We start from the raw sequence: 15,919 nt of genomic DNA, 5'->3' as shown, positions 1-15,919 counted from the left end.
CGATTACATAATTACGAATTTTCCCACATATCTTTACACTTTCACCGCCTACCTTCTTCATTGATAAAACCAATAATTCAATGGGAGGGCGTGATGCCTGACAAGAACAAAAATAGACGCATGACGTTTTTCGTCTGCTTTCTGGCTGCACTGGCGGGGTTACTGTTTGGCCTGGATATCGGCGTTATTGCGGGCGCACTGCCGTTTATCACCGACGATTTCCAGATCACCTCGCACCAGCAGGAATGGGTGGTGAGTTCGATGATGTTCGGTGCCGCCGTGGGTGCCGTGGGCAGCGGATGGCTGTCATCCTCTCTCGGGCGTAAAAAAAGCCTGATGATCGGCTCGGTGCTGTTTGTGGTAGGTTCGCTCTGTTCCGCCGCCGCACCGAACGTTGAGTTCTTAATTGTTTCCCGCGTGCTGCTCGGCCTGGCTGTGGGTATCGCCTCTTACACTGCACCGCTGTATCTCTCAGAAATCGCCCCGGAAAAAATCCGCGGCAGCATGATTTCTATGTATCAACTGATGATCACCATCGGAATTCTTGCCGCTTATCTTTCTGATACAGCCTTTAGCGATGCGGGCGCCTGGCGCTGGATGCTGGGGATCATCACCCTTCCGGCGGTGCTACTGCTGATTGGCGTATTTTTTCTTCCCGATAGCCCGCGCTGGTTTGCCGCAAAGCGCCGCTTCCACGATGCGGAGCGCGTGTTGATGCATCTGCGTGATTCCAGCGCTGAAGCAAAGCGTGAACTGGAAGAGATCCGCGAAAGCCTGAAGGTGAAGCAAAGCGGCTGGGCGCTGTTTAAAGACAACAGCAATTTCCGTCGTGCGGTCTTTTTGGGCGTGCTGTTGCAGGTGATGCAGCAGTTCACCGGGATGAACGTCATCATGTACTACGCGCCGAAGATTTTTGAACTGGCGGGCTATGCCAATACCAAAGAACAGATGTGGGGTACAGTGATCGTTGGTTTAACCAACGTACTGGCGACCTTTATCGCTATTGGTCTGGTAGACCGCTGGGGCCGTAAGCCGACGCTGGTGCTGGGCTTCCTGGTAATGGCGACAGGCATGGGGATTCTGGGCTATCAGATGCATGTCGGTATCGAAACCGCAGCCGGCCAGTATTTTGCCGTCGCGATGCTGCTGATGTTCATCGTAGGCTTCGCCATGAGCGCCGGTCCGCTGATTTGGGTGCTGTGCTCGGAAATCCAGCCGCTGAAAGGGCGTGATTTCGGCATCACCTGTTCCACCGCCACTAACTGGATCGCCAATATGATTGTTGGTGCAACCTTCCTGACGATGCTGAATACGCTGGGCAACGCCAATACCTTCTGGGTATACGCTGGCCTGAACCTGTTCTTTATCGTGTTGACCCTGTGGCTGGTACCGGAGACTAAACATATTTCCCTGGAGCATATCGAACGCAACCTGATGAAAGGCCGTCGCCTGCGCGAAATCGGTTCGCACCATTAATCGTTACGCCCTCTCTGCGGAGGGGGCGTCTTTCGGTTGCAGCGCTATCCCCTTCCCTCTATCCTTGCCGTTATGAAAACCCTGCGTCTCCCTATTGCCACTCAACAAGCCGTGATGCGCAGTCTGCGCGAGAATTTAGCGCGGGCTAACCAACATCTTGGCCGTGACTATCCTGAACCAAAACTGGTCTACCAACAGCGTGGCACCGCTGCGGGTACCGCCTGGCTTGAACGCTATGAAATCCGTCTCAACCCCACGTTGCTTCAGGAAAATCTTCAGGCGTTTGTTGAAGAAGTGGTGCCACACGAACTGGCGCATCTGCTGGTGTGGAAACAGTTTGGCCGCGTTCCATCTCATGGCAAAGAGTGGAAATGGATGATGGAGAGCGTGCTGGGCATTCCGGCTCGGCGAACCCATCAGTTCGCACTGGATTCGCTGGCGCGTAACACCTTTCCCTACCGTTGTAGCTGCCAGCTCCATCAGCTTACCGTGCGGCGTCATAATCGCGTGCTGCGCGGCGAAACCGAGTACCGTTGCGTACACTGCGGCGAGAAACTCAAACCGGAACCGGCAACCGAGTAATTTTTAGCGCGGTATCCGGAAATTTTCTGATCTGACTGATTGCATCTGACGCCACCGTTGGTTACGGTGCGGGCTCGTTTTGACACGGAGTCCGGGATGTCTCGCAAATTTATTCTGGCGGTTGCAGGCGTTGCAGCCGCTTTTTCGTGGAGCGCATTCAGCGCGGGGATTAATAACTTTTCCCAGGCCAAGGCCGCCGGGGTGAAAGTGAACGCTAACGCGCCAGGCGATTTTTATTGCGGCTGCAAGATTACCTGGCAGGGGAAAAAAGGCATCCCCGATCTGGAATCTTGTGGCTATAAAGTGCGAAAAAATGAAAACCGCGCCTCGCGCATCGAATGGGAACACGTGGTGCCCGCCTGGCAATTCGGCCATCAGCGCCAGTGCTGGCAGGACGGTGGTCGGAAAAACTGCGCCAAAGATCCAGTTTATCGCGCCATGGAAAGCGATATGCACAACCTACAGCCTGCTGTAGGGGAAGTAAACGGCGATCGCGGCAACTTTATGTACAGTCAGTGGAATGGCGGTGAGGGCCAGTACGGCCAGTGCGCCATGAAAGTCGATTTCAAAGAAAAATTAGCCGAGCCGCCAGCCCGCGCACGTGGGGCCATCGCCCGCACCTACTTCTATATGCGCGATAAATATTCTCTGACACTGTCTCGTCAGCAAACCCAGCTATTCAACGCCTGGAATAAGCTTTACCCGGTAAGCGCGTGGGAATGCGAGCGCGATGAGCGGATCGCCAGCGTGCAGGGCAATCACAACCCCTATGTTCAGCAGGCTTGCCAGGCCCAAAAGAGCTAACCTACACTACCGGGCATTGAAAACTGCCGTTCCCCCCTCATGTAAGGGGGAACGCCTTTGACCGGATTATTGTTATGCGCATTCCCCGCATTTATCACCCTGAGCCCCTCAGCATCAATACTGAAACCGCTTTAAGCGATGACGCCGCCAACCACGTAGGCCGCGTGCTGCGCATGGGGCCGGACCAGTTTTTGCAGCTGTTCGACGGCTCTAATCAGATTTTCGAGGCCCGCATTACTCAGGCCGATAAGAAAAGCGTACGGGTCCAGGTGCTAAACGCTACCGAAGATGACCGTGAATCACCGCTGCATCTGCATTTAGGGCAGGTCATGTCGCGCGGCGAGAAGATGGAATTTACCATCCAGAAATCCATTGAGCTGGGCGTTAACGTCATCACCCCGCTGTTTTCCGAGCGCTGCGGCGTCAAGCTGGACGCTGAAAGGTTAAACAAGAGAATCCAACAGTGGCAGAAAATCGCCATCGCCGCCTGCGAGCAGTGCGGGCGCAATCGGGTGCCGGAAATCCGTCCGGCGATGGATCTCGACGCCTGGTGCGCCGAACCTGACGACGGTCTGAAGCTCAATTTGCACCCGCGCGCCAGCCAGAGCATCAATACCCTACCCCTGCCGGTACAGCGCGTGCGGTTATTGATCGGCCCTGAAGGCGGGTTGAGCGCCGATGAAATTGCCATGACCGCAGAGCATCAATTTACTGATATTCTGTTGGGACCACGCGTTTTACGCACTGAAACTACCGCGCTCACCGCTATCACCGCGCTACAGGTGCGTTTTGGCGATCTGGGTTAAAACCTGGCGTTGAAGTCTGCAAATACCTTCAGCGTCAGCTTCACAGGAGAACATAATGATTAAGCTCGGCATTGTGATGGACCCCATCGCAACCATCAACATCAAGAAAGACAGCAGCTTCGCCATGCTTCTGGAAGCCCAACGTCGCGGCTATGAACTGCATTATATGGAAATGGCCGATCTGTATCTGATCAACGGTCAGGGACGCGCCCGTACCCGTTTGCTGAGCGTTGAGCAAAATTACGACAAATGGTACGACTTCACCGGCGAGCAGGACATCGCGCTGGCGGATCTGGACGTGGTGCTGATGCGTAAAGATCCGCCGTTCGATACCGAATTCATCTACGCCACCTATATTCTGGAACGCGCCGAAGAACAGGGCACGCTGATCGTCAATAAGCCGCAGAGCCTGCGCGACTGTAACGAGAAGCTGTTTACTGCCTGGTTCCCGGACCTGACGCCGCAAACCCTCGTGACCCGTAATAAGGCGCAGTTGAAAGCCTTCTGGCAGGAGCACGGCGACATCATTCTGAAACCGCTCGACGGCATGGGCGGCACTTCCATTTTCCGCGTTAAAGAAGGCGACCCGAACCTGTCGGTGATTACTGAAACGCTGACCCAACTGGGCACCCGCTACTGCATGGCGCAAAACTATCTGCCTGCCATTGTCGACGGTGATAAGCGTGTGCTGGTTGTCGACGGCGAACCGGTCCCGTATTGCCTGGCGCGCATTCCGCAGGGCGGCGAAACGCGCGGCAACCTGGCGGCGGGCGGCCGTGGTGAACCGCGTCCGTTAACCGAAAGCGACTGGCAAATCGCCCGCCGCGTCGGCCCAACGCTCAAAGCTAAGGGACTGATTTTTGTCGGTTTAGATATTATCGGCGATCGCCTGACTGAGATTAACGTCACCAGCCCAACCTGTATCCGTGAAATCGAAGCGCAGTTCCCCATTTCTATTACCGGTATGTTAATGGACGCCATCGAAAAACGTCTGGCGAAGTAATTTCCCGTGCGGGAGGGACCCCGCATCACCCTTTTTTATCTATTGTGTAATGCTCTCCTCCGAGGAGTGACAGACTACTACTTTCCCCGCATACTGGGCGAAGATGTTTTTTTAACCAGGGATTCAGACCGCTGATATGAATTTACAGCATCACTTTCTTATTGCCATGCCAGGCCTGCAGGACCCGCTGTTCCGCCGCGCCGTCGTTTATATTTGCGAATATAACGAGGACGGCGCTATGGGGCTCATCATCAATAAGCCGCTGGAAAACTTGAAGGTGGACGGCGTTCTGCAGAAACTCAAAATCATTCCCGAACCGCGCGACCCGGCGATTCGTCTGGATAAACCGGTATTCGTCGGCGGACCGCTGGCCGAAGATCGGGGTTTTATCCTCCACACGCCGCCAGATAAATTTAATTCCAGCATCCGTATTTCTGATAACACCATTATCACCACCTCCCGTGACGTTCTTGAAACGCTGGGCACGGATTCCCAGCCTGAAGAAGTGATCGTTGCGCTGGGTTACTCCTCCTGGGAAAAAGGCCAACTGGAGCGCGAGATCCTCGAAAACTCCTGGCTGACCGCCCCGGCGGACATGAACATTCTGTTCCGCACCCCGATTGCCGACCGATGGCGCGAAGCGGCGAAGCTTATCGGCATTGATATCCACACCATGCCGGGTACGGCGGGGCATGCCTGATGAGCGGAACCTTACTGGCCTTTGACTTCGGCACTAAAAGCATCGGCGTAGCTATCGGGCAGCGCATCACCGGCACCGCGCGCCCGCTCACGGCGATAAAAGCCAACGACGGCACCCCTGACTGGACGCAGCTCGAAAAACTGCTTAAAGAGTGGCAGCCTGAACGGGTGGTGGTCGGATTGCCGTTAAATATGGATGGCACTAGCCAACCGCTTACCGACCGGGCGCGTAAATTCGCCAACCGCCTGCATGGCCGTTTCGGTGTTAAGGTCGAATTGCAGGACGAGCGCCTGAGCACCGTGGAAGCGCGCGCGGGCCTGTTCGAGCGCGGCGGCTTCCGGGCGCTGAACAAAGGCAGCGTCGACTCCGCCTCCGCCGTGATTATTCTGGAAAGCTACTTCGAGAATCACGGTTAACGCTTCCCGCTCTATGCCTGCATTGTCGTCAGCTTTTGCAGGCTCTGTTCAAACGTTTGCATCCCATACTGCTGCCCGGTCTGTAACACGCCGGGCAGTTGATGGGTTTTGCCTTCGCGGATTAGATTCGCGACGGCAGAGGTATTGATCAGCAGTTCAAACAGTGCCGCCCGTGAGCCCTGCGCTGTCAGGATCAGCTTTTGCGCCAGCACCGCTTTCAGGCTCCCGGCTAACTGGCTGCGGATCATGTTTTTCTCTTCGGCGCTAAATACATCCACCAGACGTTCAACCGCCTGGCAGGCCCCCCGGGTATGCAGCGTCGCCAGTACCAGGTGGCCGGTTTCGGCGGCGGTTAATGCCAGCCGGATAGTTTCGCTGTCACGCAACTCACCCAACAGGATCACGTCAGGATCTTCCCGCAGCGCGCCGCGCAGCCCGGCGCTAAAGCTGTCGCAATGGGTACCGATTTCACGCTGTTGGATCAGGCATTTCTCACTGGCGTAGAGATATTCGATGGGATCTTCCAGCGTCAGAATATGTCCGCGCAACGTTCTGTTAAGTTCGTTGACCATCGCCGCCAGAGTAGTGGATTTGCCACTGCCTGTGGCACCCGTCACTAAAATCAGCCCATCCTGCGTACCCAGCAATTCTCGCAGGCACGGCGGCGCGCCGAGAGCGTCGAGTACCGGCGCTGACCGCGGCAGAATACGCAGCGCCAGCGAAATACCCTGAGATTGTTGGAACGCATTTGCGCGTAAACGTGCGCCGTTCGCCAGCGTTACCGCAAAATCTAACTGGCCCCGTCGCGTAAATTCCTGCTGCTGCTCAGCCGATAGCCACTGATGAAGCAGCGTATGGGGCGGTGGCGCGCCCTCCGGCGCGCATTCCAGCTCACCTTTACGCCGCCATCGCGCCGGTAAGTCGCTGCACAGGTGTAGATCCGAAACATTATGCTTTACACTAAGGGCCACCATTTCTTCCATTTCCATACAGCTTCCCGACGATCATGAGTGATATAGCGCGCAACTTAGCGCAGATAAAAGCAAAGATCTCAGCGGCTGCGTTACGCTGCGGCAGATCTTCAGAAGAAGTTACGTTGCTTGCAGTCAGCAAAACAAAACCTGCGAGTGATATCGAAGAAGCCATTGCCGCTGGTCAGCGGGCATTTGGTGAAAACTACGTACAAGAAGGGGTGGAGAAAATCCGCCACTTCGCCGGGGCGGGCGTATCCGGGTTGCAGTGGCATTTTATCGGGCCGTTGCAGTCCAACAAAAGCCGCCTGGTGGCCGAGCACTTTGACTGGTGCCATACCATCGACAGGCTGCGCATCGCCACCCGGCTCAGCGACCAGCGTCCAAAAGAGATACCTCCGCTTAACGTGCTGATTCAAATCAATATTAGCGATGAAAACAGTAAATCCGGCATTACCCTTAGCGAGCTTGATGAGCTGGCAAGCCAGGTGGCGGAATTACCCGGCCTGACGCTACGCGGCCTGATGGCGATCCCCGCGCCTGAGTCAAGTTATGAAAGGCAGTTTGCCGTGGCACAGCAAATGGCTGTAGCATTTAACGCGCTTAAAAATCGCTACCCTGACGTCGATACCCTTTCTCTGGGAATGAGTGACGATATGGATGCGGCGATTGCTGCCGGTAGCACGATGGTGCGCATCGGCACCGCCATTTTCGGCGCGCGCAATTACCAGGCACATCAAGGACAATAACCACAGAGGAATGCCATGAAGACGTTGACTTTCCTGATCTCCACCGCGCTTGAGCTGTATACCATGGTGATGCTGTTACGCATCTGGATGCAGTGGGCGCGTTGCGATTTCTACAATCCCCTCGCTCAGTTCGTTGTGAAAGCAACGCAACCGATCGTCGGGCCGTTACGCCGTATTCTCCCGTCAATGGGCCCGATTGATACGGCGTCATTAGTGATGGCGTTCGTGCTGAGCCTGATTAAGTCGATGGTGCTGTTTATGGTCATCACTTTCCAGCCGATTATCTGGATTGCCGCGCTACTGATTCTGATTAAAACCATCGGCCTGCTGGTTTTCTGGGTGCTGCTGGTGATGGCATTAATGAGCTGGGTCAGCCGTGGCCGTAGCCCGGTCGAGTACGTATTAATGCAGTTGACCGAGCCGCTGCTGTCGCCGATCCGCCGTATGCTGCCCGCGATGGGTGGGATTGATTTCTCGCCGATGGTATTAGTACTGCTGTTGTATGTGCTGAATATGGGCATGATGGAGCTGCTGCAAAGTACCGGAAATATGCTGCTGCCGGGGCTGTGGATGGCGCTATGAGTGCCGTGGAACGCACTGCGGACCGGCTAACGCTTCGGCTGTATATTCAGCCGAAGGCCAGCCGCGACGCGATTGTTGGACTGCATGGCGATGAATTAAAAATCGCCATCACTGCCCCACCGGTTGACGGCCACGCCAATGCGCATCTGGTAAAATTTCTCGCTAAACAGTTTCGCGTCCCGAAAAGCCAGGTGACGATTGAAAAAGGCGAAGCCGGCCGTCACAAACACATCATGATTATTGAACCGCAACAGATCCCGCCCGCCATAGCGGCACTGCTTTAATCACAGGATTTCACTATGCAAAAAGTTGTCCTCGCTACCGGAAACGCCGGTAAAGTGCGTGAACTCGCGTCGTTGTTGCGCGATTTTGGCCTGGATATCGTCGCGCAGACCGAATTAGGCGTCGAGTCAGCGGAAGAGACCGGCCTGACCTTTATCGAAAACGCCATACTGAAAGCCCGCCATGCGGCGGCCATTACCGGTTTACCGGCTATCGCCGATGATTCTGGGCTGGCGGTAAACGCGCTGGGCGGCGCGCCGGGCATCTACTCCGCGCGCTATGCGGGTGTAGACGCCAGCGATCGCCAGAATCTGGAAAAGCTGCTGGCAGCGTTAAAAGACGTGCCTGACGGGCAACGTCAGGCGCAGTTCCACTGCGTGCTGGTTTATCTGCGCCACGCCGATGACCCGACACCACTGGTGTTCCACGGTGTCTGGCCGGGCGAAATCACCCACGCGCCAGCCGGTGAAGGCGGCTTTGGCTACGACCCGATTTTTTATGTTCCCTCTGAAGGCAAAACTGCCGCAGAATTGACCCGCGAAGAAAAAAGCGCCATTTCCCATCGTGGACAGGCGTTGAAACAGTTACTGGAAGCAATGCGACATGGCTAATTTGCCACCTCTGAGCCTGTATATTCATATTCCCTGGTGCGTGCAGAAATGCCCTTACTGTGATTTCAATTCCCACGCGCTCAAGGGCGAAGTGCCGCACGATGATTATGTACAGCATCTTTTAGCCGATCTGGATAACGATGCGGCAATGGCTCAGGGACGGGCAATTAGTACCATTTTCATTGGCGGTGGTACGCCCAGCCTGCTCTCCGGCCCAGCGATGCAAACGTTGCTGGACGGGGTGCGGGCGCGCGTAGATTTACGCGCCGATGCGGAAATCACCATGGAAGCTAACCCAGGCACCGTGGAGGCGGATCGTTTTGTCGATTATCAACGCGCCGGGGTGAACCGTATTTCTATCGGCGTGCAGAGTTTTGAACAGACCAAACTCACCCGTCTGGGACGTATCCACGGCCCCGAAGAGGCGAAGTGTGCCGCGCATCTGGCCAGTTCTCTGGGGTTGCGCAGTTTTAATCTGGATTTGATGCATGGGTTGCCGGACCAGTCGCTGGATGAGGCGTTAGACGATTTGCGTCAGGCCATCGCCCTCAATCCGCCGCACCTCTCCTGGTACCAGCTGACCATTGAACCGAATACCATGTTTGGTTCGCGCCCGCCGGTATTACCGGACGACGACGCCCTGTGGGATATCTTCGAGCAGGGGCATCAGTTGCTTAGCGCGGCGGGTTATCAGCAGTATGAAACCTCGGCCTATGCGAAGCCGGGCTATCAGTGCCAGCACAACCTTAACTACTGGCGCTTCGGCGATTACTTAGGGATCGGTTGCGGCGCGCACGGGAAAATCACCTTCCCCGACGGCAGGATTTTACGAACTGCGAAAACCCGTCATCCGCGCGGCTATATGCAGGGCACTTATCTCGACAGGCAGCATCACGTTGAAGACGCAGATAAGCCGTTTGAGTTTTTTATGAACCGCTTCCGGCTGCTGGAAGCCGCACCGCGCGCGGAATTCACGCTCTATACTGGACTAAACGAAGACATCCTTCGCCCGCAAATCGATCAGGCGCTGAGCCTCGGTTATTTAGTGGAGACGCCGGAATACTGGCAAATCACCGAGCATGGAAAATTGTTCCTGAATTCCCTGCTTGAGCTGTTTCTTGCTGACTGATTTTGGTTAACGTCTCATAAAAAAAGCCCCCGCTTCATAGCGAGGGCTTTTGTTTTTAGTGCCGTTGCCGATTAGCTCAGGCGACCATGACACTGTTTGTATTTCTTACCGGAGCCGCACGGACACGGATCGTTACGGCCCACTTTACGCTCGCCGCTCTGCTCCGCCAGCGCTGCTGCCGCCGCGCTTTCATCGTCCTGATGGCTGAGCTGCTGCATCTGCGCCAGACGCTCAGCTTCTTCACGACGTTGCTGCTCCATCGCTTCCACTTCTTCCGGCATCCGCACCTGGACTTTGCTCAGGGTGCTGATGACTTCATATTTCAGGGATTCCAGCATGGTCGCGAACATCGCGAACGACTCGCGTTTGTACTCCTGCTTTGGATCTTTTTGCGCATAACCACGCAGATGGATGCCCTGACGCAGGTAGTCCATCGCCGCCAGGTGCTCTTTCCACAGGGAGTCCAGCGTTTGCAGCATCACGCCTTTTTCGAAGTGACGCATCATCTCAGCGCCAACCACTTCTTCTTTACGGTGATAGACTTCGATGGCGTTCTGCAGAATACGCTCGCGCAGCGTTTCTTCGTGCAGTTCTGGCTCTTTATCCAGCCACTCGGCAATCGGCAGATCCAAATCGAAGTCGTTTTTCAGGCGTTCCTGGAGACCCGGGATATCCCACATTTCTTCCAGAGACTGCGGCGGGATGTGGGCATCGATAGTCGCTTTGAACACGTCTTCACGGATGCTGTTCACGGTTTCGCTGATGTCAGATACATCCAGCAGTTCGTTACGCTGGGTGTAGATCGCACGGCGCTGATCGTTGGCTACGTCATCGTATTCCAGCAGTTGCTTACGAATATCAAAGTTGCGGCTTTCCACTTTGCGCTGGGCGTTGGCGATGGCTTTAGTCACCCACGGGTGCTCGATGGCTTCGCCCGGTTTCATGCCCAGTTTACGCATCATCCCGGACACGCGATCCGAGGCGAAAATACGCATCAGCGCATCTTCCATGGAAAGATAGAAACGGGAAGAACCGGCATCGCCCTGACGGCCAGAACGACCGCGCAGCTGATTATCGATACGACGGGATTCATGGCGTTCAGTACCGATAATATGCAGACCGCCGGACGCCAGTACGGCTTCGTGGCGTACCTGCCAGTCGGCTTTAATCTGGGCGATTTGTTCCGGCGTTGGGTCTTCCAGCTCGGCAACTTCTGCCTGCCAGCTGCCGCCCAGCACGATATCAGTACCACGGCCCGCCATGTTAGTGGCGATGGTCACGGCAGCCGGATAACCGGCCTGCGCGACGATGGCCGCTTCGTTGGCGTGGAATTTGGCGTTCAGCACGTTATGCGCGATGCCCGCTTTGGTCAATTCGTTAGAAACCACTTCTGATTTTTCAATCGAAATCGTCCCCACCAGCACTGGCTGGCCGTTAGCGGTACGTTCTTTAATGTCTTCGATAATCGCAGCGATTTTGTCCATCTCGGTCATGTAGACCAGGTCAGGCATATCCTTACGGATCATCGGACGGTTAGTCGGCACCACAATAGTGTCGAGTTTGTAGATAGAACGGAATTCAAAGGCTTCGGTATCCGCAGTACCGGTCATACCTGCCAGTTTTTCATACAGACGGAAGTAGTTCTGGAAAGTGATGGACGCCAGCGTCTGGTTCTCGTTCTGGATGTCCACGCCTTCTTTGGCTTCTACTGCCTGGTGCAGGCCATCAGACCAGCGGCGGCCTTGCATAGTACGGCCGGTATGCTCATCAACAATGATGACTTCACCATCTTTCACGATGTAGTCCACATCGCGGGTAAAGAGTGCGTGAGCGCGCAGGGCTGCCGTCACGTGGTGCATCAGCATAATGTTAGTCGGCGAGTAAAGTGATTCGCCCTCTTCCATAATGCCCTGATTCACCAGCAGCTCTTCAATCAGCACCAGGCCGCGCTCGGTCAGGTTGACCTGGCGCGCTTTCTCATCAACAGAGAAATGGCCTTCGCCCTGGAAAGTGTCGGAGTCTTCTTTTTCCTGACGCACCAGATGCGGGATGATTTTGTTCACTTTTTTGTACAGCTCGGAACTGTCTTCCGCCGGGCCGGAAATGATCAGAGGGGTACGCGCTTCATCGATCAGGATGGAGTCCACCTCATCCACTAGCGCATAGTGCAGTTTGCGTTGCACGCGTTCTTCAGGGCTGAATGCCATGTTGTCACGCAGATAGTCGAAGCCGTATTCGTTGTTGGTGCCGTAGGTGATATCCGCTGCGTATGCTTCCCGTTTCGCCGGGGCCGGCATGCCCGGCAGGTTGATGCCAACGGTCATACCGAGGAACTCAAACAGCGGACGGTTATTTTCAGCATCACGCTGGGCCAGGTAGTCATTCACCGTGACCACGTGAACCCCTTTACCGCTTAACGCGTTCAGGTATGCAGGCAGGGTCGCGGTCAGGGTTTTACCTTCACCGGTACGCATTTCTGCGATGCAGCGATCGTTCAGCACCATGCCGCCCATCAGCTGTACATCGAAGTGACGCATGCCGAATACGCGCTTACTGGCTTCGCGCACTACCGCGAAGGCTTCAGGCAGCAGGCTTTCAACGGTTTCGCCTTTTTCCAGGCGTGCACGGAATTCAACGGTTTTGGCTTTCAGTTCATCATCAGAAAGCTTTTCCAGTGCAGGTTCCATTGCGTTGATTGCTGCGACGGCTTTGCGCATACGGCGCAGAGAGCGGTCGTTACGGCTACCGAAAACTTTAGTTAATAATTTGATTAGCATAATAAAATCTCAAACGCCTCGCCTGTGCGAAGAAATAAAAAAAGGGAAGTATAGAAGAGTTAGCTGAGGCGTTGAGGACCGGCTCGAATGCCTTTAACCTGGCTTATCCAGTGGCTGACAGCGAAATGCCGATCGGCACAGGCCTGGGCTGGAAGTAGGCTGAGGACCCGCGCAGGTTGGGTTTCATGCGTAAGAAGCGTACTTAGAGTATCAAGCAGAGCGAGTTGCTGTGCCTGAAGGGGGATTTTTACCTCTTCCGCGACCGGCAGCGTTTGCGGTGCCATGGCGAAAGTCAGGTGGCGAATTACGGTGCGAATGGCATGTTGATGCCAGTAATCCACGGAAAACGAAGGGCGACGAACCGTCTGCTGCAGCGCCAGAGTATCAAAATTAAACGGCTGCTGATTATCAATATTGCGGGTCGAGGCTTTAGCGGGTAATTCTGGTTCGGCGCTGTTATTTAACGCAGGCAGCCCAAGGCTTGCCGCGACCATCCCCAACAAGAGATGCGGCCAAAAAAAACGTCTGCCAATTTGTCGCCAACAGGTCAAAAGTCCAGACACGTTATCCACCAGAACAGACGAAATGTTTCCGTCGTTCGTTAATCATTAAATTTGCGCACAAATATTATCATCATTCTCGCAGCCAGACAGCACTAATCAGACGCTAAGGCAAGAGAATCGGACAAGAAATCGGCAGTTAAATCCATTGAGCCGGAAAAGATTTTTTTGAAAAGGACGATAAAAAAACGGCCAGCTTTTCTGATCGGAGAGAGTACCAGAAAAAACCAGCCGTATTATGAAGTGCGTATTACGCCAGAACGATGGAAGGCGCTTTGAAAGCGAGCGGCATTTCTGCTTCGTCTTCGAAAGTCACAAATTCCCACGCTTCCTGTTTAGCCAGCACAGCCTGCAACAGTTTGTTGTTCAGTGCATGGCCTGATTTATAGGCCGTGAACGCGCCGATAATATTGTGGCCGCACATAAACAGGTCACCAATGGCATCCAGCATTTTGTGACGAACAAATTCGTCTTCAAAACGCAGGCCGTCTTCGTTCAGTACGCGATAATCATCAACAACGATGGCACAATCGAAGCTGCCACCCAGGCACAAACCACGGGATTGCAGATACTCGATATCACGCATGAAACCAAAGGTACGCGCGCGGCTGATTTGACGCATAAACGCATCAGCGGAGAAGTTCATCTGGTAACGCTGGGTGCTGGCATCAATCGCCGGATGGTTAAAATCGATGGTGAAGTCCAACGAAAAACCATTGTACGGCTTGAATTCAGCCCATTTGTCACCGTCTTCCACGCGAACGGTTTCTTTGATGCGAACAAATTTCTTGGCCGCTTTAAGTTCATCAATACCGGCATCAAGCAGCAGATAGACGAACGGCGCAGCACTACCATCCATAATCGGGATTTCCGGGGCGTCAACTTCGATAACGATGTTGTCGATTCCCAGACCCGCTAAAGCGGCGTTCAGGTGCTCAACGGTAGAAATCCGCACGTCATGCTCGTTGACCAGGCAAGTACAGAGCATGGTATCACGCACAGATTTGGCATCAGCCGGGAAATCTACCGGAGGATTCAAGTCGGTGCGACGATAGATGACCCCGGTATTTGCCGGCGCAGGGCGTAACGTCAGCGTGACTTTCTTGCCGGTATGTAAACCGACGCCAGTCGCCTGAACGATACGTTTAAGAGTCCTTTGTTTGATCATCGTATAATCTCGCCAAATAACCTATACAACCGAGAGTGTATATCACAATCGGCAGCGCAGTTTAGCACAAAGAGCGCTGAACCCCAACTTCCGGTTTATTCTTAGTCAGCCTGTTTACGCAAAAACGCCGGAATATCTAAATAATCCGGTTCTTTAGCCACTTGCGGCGTGGTGTCGTTAACCGCTTTCGCTGCTGGTTTTTGTTCCTGCTGCAGCGGCGCCATACCGTGCTGCTGGTAACGATCCATTACCGGCTGCTGGGTCTGCTTGTTAGTCACCAGGGTGATTTCCGGGCGTTTATCCATGCCGATACCGGTCGCAACAACGGTTACGCGCAGTTCGTCATTCATATCCGGGTCAAGGGACGTACCGATAACCACAGTGGCGTTATCAGACGCAAATGCACGAATGGTGTTACCCACGGTTTCAAACTCATCCAGACGCAGGTCGAAGCCCGCGGTGATGTTAACCAGAACACCGCGCGCGCCGGACAGATCGATATCTTCCAGCAGCGGAGAGGAGATCGCCATTTCTGCCGCTTCTTCCGCACGGTCTTCACCGCTTGCCACGCCGGAGCCCATCATGGCGTAACCCATTTCAGACATCACGGTACGCACGTCGGCGAAGTCGACGTTCATCAGGCCCGGACGGGTGATCAGTTCCGCGATGCCCTGGACTGCGCCTTTCAGTACATCGTTAGCTGCGCCAAACGCGTCCAGCAGAGAGATGCCGCGGCCAAGCACTTTCAGTAATTTGTCGTTAGGGATAGTGATCAGCGAGTCCACATGCTTGGACAGTTCGGTGATCCCCTGCTCTGCGAAGGCCATACGCTTCTTGCCTTCGAAGTTGAATGGTTTTGTCACAACCGCAACGGTCAGGATGCCGAGGTCTTTGGCAACTTCTGCCACCACCGGCGCAGCGCCCGTACCCGTACCACCGCCCATACCAGCCGCGATAAACACCATGTCTGCGCCATCCAGGGCAGCGCGCAGCGCTTCGCGGTCTTCATCCGCAGCATTACGGCCCACTTCAGGATTCGCACCAGCGCCAAGGCCCTTGGTGATCCCGCTACCAATCTGGATAGTCTGTCCTACTGCGGTCTTACGCAATGCCTGCGCATCGGTATTTACCGCGAAGAATTCCACACCTTCGATGCGCTCGCGCACCATGTGTTCGACGGCATTACCACCGCCACCGCCGACGCCGATGACTTTAATCACCGCGTCATTGGTCAGTTCCATAGGTTCAAACATAGTTTCTCTCCGTTTTGTGCCTGTCGCCTGAGACCGCAAACTCAGCAGTC

17 protein-coding genes are annotated in these 15,919 nt (G+C 54.8%); 12 read left to right on the top strand and 5 right to left on the bottom strand.

Annotated features, from left to right (window positions below; all coding sequences use genetic code 11):
* The first annotated feature begins 93 nt into the window (after nt 1–93).
* From ACVV26_RS03635 to ruvX, 7 genes are all read left to right on the top strand, one after another.
* Nucleotides 94–1,476: a sugar porter family MFS transporter gene (locus tag ACVV26_RS03635; RefSeq protein WP_474800038.1), complete on the top strand. Its 1,383-nt coding sequence runs from the start codon at nt 94–96 to the stop codon at nt 1,474–1,476.
* A gap of 72 nt (nt 1,477–1,548) precedes the next feature.
* Nucleotides 1,549–2,058 (top strand): SprT family zinc-dependent metalloprotease, encoded by a 510-nt coding sequence (locus tag ACVV26_RS03630; protein ID WP_474801713.1) that lies wholly within the window; start codon nt 1,549–1,551, stop codon nt 2,056–2,058.
* Between the two features lie 96 nt (nt 2,059–2,154).
* The gene (gene endA, locus ACVV26_RS03625) at nt 2,155–2,862 is read left to right on the top strand and encodes a deoxyribonuclease I (protein WP_474800037.1); all 708 of its coding nucleotides are present in this window, start codon (nt 2,155–2,157) and stop codon (nt 2,860–2,862) included.
* A gap of 74 nt (nt 2,863–2,936) precedes the next feature.
* A complete protein-coding gene (rsmE, locus tag ACVV26_RS03620) occupies nt 2,937–3,668 on the top strand; it encodes a 16S rRNA (uracil(1498)-N(3))-methyltransferase (protein ID WP_474800036.1) in 732 nt (243 codons plus the stop codon).
* A gap of 55 nt (nt 3,669–3,723) precedes the next feature.
* Nucleotides 3,724–4,671 (top strand): glutathione synthase, encoded by a 948-nt coding sequence (gene gshB, locus ACVV26_RS03615; protein ID WP_474800034.1) that lies wholly within the window; start codon nt 3,724–3,726, stop codon nt 4,669–4,671.
* 136 nt (nt 4,672–4,807) lie between these two features.
* Nucleotides 4,808–5,371 carry a YqgE/AlgH family protein gene (locus ACVV26_RS03610; protein ID WP_125293225.1) on the top strand — a complete coding sequence of 188 codons (564 nt, stop codon included), beginning with the start codon at nt 4,808–4,810 and terminating at the stop codon, nt 5,369–5,371.
* On the top strand, nt 5,371–5,787 hold the full coding sequence (gene ruvX / locus ACVV26_RS03605; protein ID WP_474800033.1) for a Holliday junction resolvase RuvX: 417 nt from the start codon (nt 5,371–5,373) through the stop codon (nt 5,785–5,787). Before ACVV26_RS03610 ends, ruvX begins: the two co-directional genes overlap by 1 nt.
* A gap of 11 nt (nt 5,788–5,798) precedes the next feature.
* Here the strand turns inward: ruvX and ACVV26_RS03600 are convergent, their stop codons facing one another.
* Nucleotides 5,799–6,776 carry a type IV pilus twitching motility protein PilT gene (locus tag ACVV26_RS03600; RefSeq protein WP_474800032.1) on the bottom strand — a complete coding sequence of 326 codons (978 nt, stop codon included), beginning with the start codon at nt 6,774–6,776 and terminating at the stop codon, nt 5,799–5,801.
* 17 nt (nt 6,777–6,793) lie between these two features.
* On the opposite strand from ACVV26_RS03600, the gene ACVV26_RS03595 reads away from it, so the two are divergent.
* From ACVV26_RS03595 to hemW, 5 genes are read left to right on the top strand one after another with little or no spacing between them, the layout of a single operon-like run.
* Nucleotides 6,794–7,507, top strand: coding sequence for a YggS family pyridoxal phosphate-dependent enzyme (locus tag ACVV26_RS03595; protein WP_474800031.1), 714 nt, complete (start codon nt 6,794–6,796; stop codon nt 7,505–7,507).
* Nucleotides 7,508–7,522: 15 nt separating this feature from the next.
* On the top strand, nt 7,523–8,089 hold the full coding sequence (locus ACVV26_RS03590; RefSeq protein ID WP_002434390.1) for a YggT family protein: 567 nt from the start codon (nt 7,523–7,525) through the stop codon (nt 8,087–8,089).
* Nucleotides 8,086–8,373: a DUF167 family protein YggU gene (yggU, locus tag ACVV26_RS03585; RefSeq protein ID WP_474800030.1), complete on the top strand. Its 288-nt coding sequence runs from the start codon at nt 8,086–8,088 to the stop codon at nt 8,371–8,373. Before ACVV26_RS03590 ends, yggU begins: the two co-directional genes overlap by 4 nt.
* 15 nt (nt 8,374–8,388) lie before the next feature.
* Entirely contained in the window at nt 8,389–8,982 is a 594-nt protein-coding gene (locus tag ACVV26_RS03580) for an XTP/dITP diphosphatase (RefSeq protein WP_312980640.1), read from the top strand.
* Nucleotides 8,975–10,111: a radical SAM family heme chaperone HemW gene (gene hemW, locus ACVV26_RS03575; RefSeq protein ID WP_474800029.1), complete on the top strand. Its 1,137-nt coding sequence runs from the start codon at nt 8,975–8,977 to the stop codon at nt 10,109–10,111. Before ACVV26_RS03580 ends, hemW begins: the two co-directional genes overlap by 8 nt.
* 71 nt (nt 10,112–10,182) lie before the next feature.
* On the opposite strand, the gene secA is transcribed toward hemW, so the two are convergent.
* From secA to ftsZ, 4 genes are all read right to left on the bottom strand, one after another.
* Nucleotides 10,183–12,888 carry a preprotein translocase subunit SecA gene (gene secA, locus ACVV26_RS03570; RefSeq protein ID WP_474800027.1) on the bottom strand — a complete coding sequence of 902 codons (2,706 nt, stop codon included), beginning with the start codon at nt 12,886–12,888 and terminating at the stop codon, nt 10,183–10,185.
* Nucleotides 12,889–12,947: 59 nt separating this feature from the next.
* A complete protein-coding gene (gene secM / locus ACVV26_RS03565; RefSeq protein WP_312980632.1) occupies nt 12,948–13,451 on the bottom strand; it encodes a secA translation cis-regulator SecM in 504 nt (167 codons plus the stop codon).
* Nucleotides 13,452–13,698: 247 nt separating this feature from the next.
* Complete coding sequence (gene lpxC, locus ACVV26_RS03560) at nt 13,699–14,616, bottom strand: UDP-3-O-acyl-N-acetylglucosamine deacetylase (protein WP_203123601.1); 918 nt, start codon at nt 14,614–14,616, stop codon at nt 13,699–13,701.
* Between the two features lie 101 nt (nt 14,617–14,717).
* Entirely contained in the window at nt 14,718–15,869 is a 1,152-nt protein-coding gene (gene ftsZ / locus ACVV26_RS03555; RefSeq protein WP_002434383.1) for a cell division protein FtsZ, read from the bottom strand.
* Nucleotides 15,870–15,919: the final 50 nt, after the last annotated feature.

The sequence above is a fragment of the Atlantibacter sp. MEI4A-1023 genome (assembly GCF_056155425.1).
This window is presented reverse-complemented; position numbering and strand designations above follow the sequence as displayed.